The organism is Fannyhessea sp. (assembly GCF_986145555.1).
The window spans coordinates 1-3,441 of record NZ_CFRCNA010000050.1 but is presented as its reverse complement, the minus strand read 5'-3'; the positions used below and the strand labels follow the sequence as shown (position 1 = coordinate 3,441).

General features: G+C 40.0%; 3 protein-coding genes and 1 pseudogene. All 4 read left to right on the top strand.

The features are described from left to right. Positions 1–498 (top strand): annotated as a pseudogene (locus AC5GD6_RS06150) (isoleucine--tRNA ligase); the annotation flags it as partial. Positions 499–608: 110 nt separating this feature from the next. Continuing rightward, on the top strand, positions 609–1,112 hold the full coding sequence (gene lspA / locus AC5GD6_RS06145) for a signal peptidase II (RefSeq protein ID WP_491846473.1): 504 nt from the start codon (positions 609–611) through the stop codon (positions 1,110–1,112). Then, a complete protein-coding gene (locus AC5GD6_RS06140) occupies positions 1,105–2,121 on the top strand; it encodes an RluA family pseudouridine synthase (RefSeq protein WP_311436491.1) in 1,017 nt (338 codons plus the stop codon). Before lspA ends, AC5GD6_RS06140 begins: the two co-directional genes overlap by 8 nt. Positions 2,122–2,302: 181 nt before the next feature. After that, positions 2,303–3,441, top strand: a 1,139-nt coding sequence (locus tag AC5GD6_RS06135; RefSeq protein WP_491846472.1) for a glycosyltransferase family 2 protein, incomplete at its 3' end; no start/stop codon positions are given.

Below are 3,441 nucleotides of genomic sequence, written 5' to 3'. Positions count from 1 at the left end.
TATCTTCTTGCCATGCTTGTTCGTGATTTGCAACCTATTTTGGTATTTACTTGCGATGAAGTTCTTGAGCATATGCCCCAATCGCTTCGCGAAGGAAAGACCTTTGCAGCACTTCTTTCGTGGTTTAGCGCTCCTGTTGACGAAAAACATATGGCAACATATCTTCCTGCATATAAAGTACTTGTTCAAATCCGTAACTCATTTACCAAGGCATACGAACGTGCGCGTGAGGATACATCGTTTGAGGAAAACACCACGCAAGCAACACTTGCTCGTATTTCGCTTACGCTGGATATGAAAAAAGCTCTTGAAGTGGTACCTCATCTTGATATTGCAGAGGCTTTGGTGTGTTCTACCGTTGAGCTTTCTGATGGCAAGGATTTGAGCTGTAGTGTTGTTCAGGCAACAGGCACAAAATGTCCGCGTTGTTGGAATTGGAGACATCTTGAATCTGATGACTTGTGTTCTCGTTGTAGCAAAGTTATGGGTAACTTATAACGATTTGTACAACGTGCAATTTTTAAGGTAATTTGTAAAAATATATGCGCTCAATTTGTACGTTCAAGTTGAGCGCAGCGTGCATTTTGTGATAAAGAAAGGATTCGTGTATGACAAAACAGAGCTCAAAACAACAGGGTTTGAGTTTGCCTTGTTTGATAACTCTGTTTATATGTTTTGCTGTGTTGGTCAGTATTGATCAGTTGAGTAAATGTATCGTAAGAGATCAGTTACCTCTTTTTGCGAAGCGTCCTTTCCTAGAAGGAATTATCGAGTTCTATCACGTAGAAAATAGTGGCGCCGCCTTTAGTTTTGCCGAAGGCGCGCGTCCGTTTTTTGTTATATGTGCGCTTGTTGCGCTGATTGCTATTTTTTACTATCTTATACGTAAATGCACCAATCTTTTTCTTGGGTGTACGTTAATGCTTATCGCTTCGGGTGCTTTAGGTAATTTACTAGATAGACTCATATTTCATACCGTATGCGATTTTTTTGCAACACAGTTTATTTCGTTTCCTATTTTTAATATTGCTGACATATATGTAACGCTTGGTGCATGTGGGTTCTTTGTTTATTCTTATGTTGTCTCTCGAAATCAGGCGCGCGATGAGTGAAACGCATATTCAACTTTTAGTTACACCTCAATACGATCGCATGCGGCTTGATACTTTTTTGTCAACGTGTTCAGAATTAGGCGCACGTAATGCGTGTGCGCACCTTATTGAACAGGGAAAAGTTGAAATTAATGATACGCTTGCTTTGTCTAAATCCGAGCGTGTTCGTATGGGCGATCGTATCTGTGTTGCTCAACAAGTAGAAAATACTTTGTCATCTCATATTATGCCTAATGCTTCTATTCCTTTGGATATTCGTTATGAGGATGACTATTTGTTAGTTATTTCAAAGCAAACGGGTTTGGTATGTCATCCTTCTCCTGGTCACGTTGATGACACACTCTCTAATGCCTTAGTAGCGCATTGTGGATACGAGCATTTAGGATTGTTGCAAGGAGACGATCGTCCAGGCATTGTTCATCGTCTTGATATGGATACAACTGGTTTAATGGTTGCTGCAAAAGACAACACCACCCAGCAAGCACTTCAAGATTTAATCCGTTTGCGTGTCTTTGATCGTCGCTATATTGTGCTGGTGCAAGGTTATGTTACGCCTGATGAAGGTACTATCACAACTGGTATTGCGCGTTCCAAAAAAAATCGCCTTAAAATGTGCATAAGCAAAGATCCTGCGTCACGCGAAGCTATTACAACGTTTAAAACGCTTGAACGATTTGAAGCAGGCTCAAAAGACGATGGTTATTCGCTGCTTGAGTGCCATCTTTATACAGGTAGAACGCATCAAATTCGCGTACATATGCGCTACGTTGGTCATAGTGTTGTGGGAGATCCGCTCTATGGAAGAAAAGGCGATGCACTTAATCAGGGATTACAACGGCAATTTTTGCATTCGTGGCGCATGTCATTTGATCATCCTATAACGCATGAACATCTCCAATTTTGCGATACGCTTCCGTCCGATTTATCCGAGGTTTTAGCGCGGCTTCAACCTCAATCAATGGGTAGAACTGCAGACGGCGAGCGCATATGCGCTGAGCTCAAACTTTAAGTAGCTTTTGTATCTCTTTCAGATTTAGTTTTTCCTTCTTTTGCAATTATTTTAAAGACTCGTAACTTTTGTCTTTTTGAGATGTATAGCTCATTATTTACGCTACTATAGATGTACAAACTCATTCGGTCATGTGATCCATTACCTATGGGTCTACATAAGGATTTGGGAGTTACCTTTTATGAATTTAACTGCGCTTGGAATAACGCCTATCGTTATTTTTAACGGTGTTGTATGGTTCTTCTTTACGTTCGCTTATTTTTATCAGATCGTGTACTTAATTCGCGTTATGTTCAAAGGCGATGTTGTTTTGCCTCAAGCAAAAAAGCACCATCGATATGCATTTGTAATTCCTGCCCATAATGAGGAGTCTGTTGTTGGTAATCTAGTTACCTCGATTCTTTCTCAAAAATATGAAGGCACTATTGATTGCTATGTAATTGCAGATGCTTGCACCGATAAAACGTTTGAACGTGCGCAAGCTGCAGGCGCTATTACCTGGGCACGTAATGACCTTGTTCGTAAGGGGAAAAGTTGGGTGCTCGATTATGCATTTAACCGAATTTTAGACGAAAAACCTGATGCGTATGATGCATTCTTTATTATGGATGCCGATAATATTTTGTCGCCTAATTACGTTGAGATTATGAACCAGGCTTTTGATGCGGGTTATCTTGTATGTACCAGTTATAGGAATTCTAAGAATTTTGATTCAAGCTGGATTAGCTCGGCATATGCACTTTGGTTTTTGCGCGAAGCTAAGTTTTTAAATAATGCTCGTATGATGCTTGGAACAAGTTGCGCAATTTCGGGCTCGGGTTGGATGGTTGCAGTTCCCATTATTCGTGGTATGCATGGTTGGCGTTTTCATACGCTTACCGAAGACATTCAATTTTCTACCTTTTGTTGTGCTCACGATATTCAAATTGGGTATGCGCCTGCAGAGTTTTTTGACGAGCAACCTATCACGTTTAAAGCGTCATGGACACAACGTATGCGTTGGACAAAGGGTTTTTATCAGGTATTTTTCTCGTATTTCAAGAATTTAGTACACGGTATTTCGCATAAACGTTTTTCTTCGTATGACATGCTTATGACTGTGGCACCAGGAATGATACTTACGCTTCTCTCGTTTTTTGTGAATGCGGCTTATCTTATTGTTGGAGTCTTAAGTCATGGTTTTATAGCAACAACTGCTGAACTCGCTATGTGTATAGCTTCACTTTTTGTTACATTTTTATCAATGTATATAACGTTTTTTGTCTTGGGAGTTATTACAACTATTTCTGAGAGAAAACACATTCATTCACATAAGAAATG

Excerpts from the sequence above, each read along its gene's own strand:
- lspA (WP_491846473.1), top strand. The coding sequence starts at position 609 with ATGACAAAACAGAGCTCAAAACAACAGGGTTTGAGTTTGCCTTGTTTG.
- AC5GD6_RS06140 (WP_311436491.1), top strand. The coding sequence starts at position 1,105 with ATGAGTGAAACGCATATTCAACTTTTAGTTACACCTCAATACGATCGC.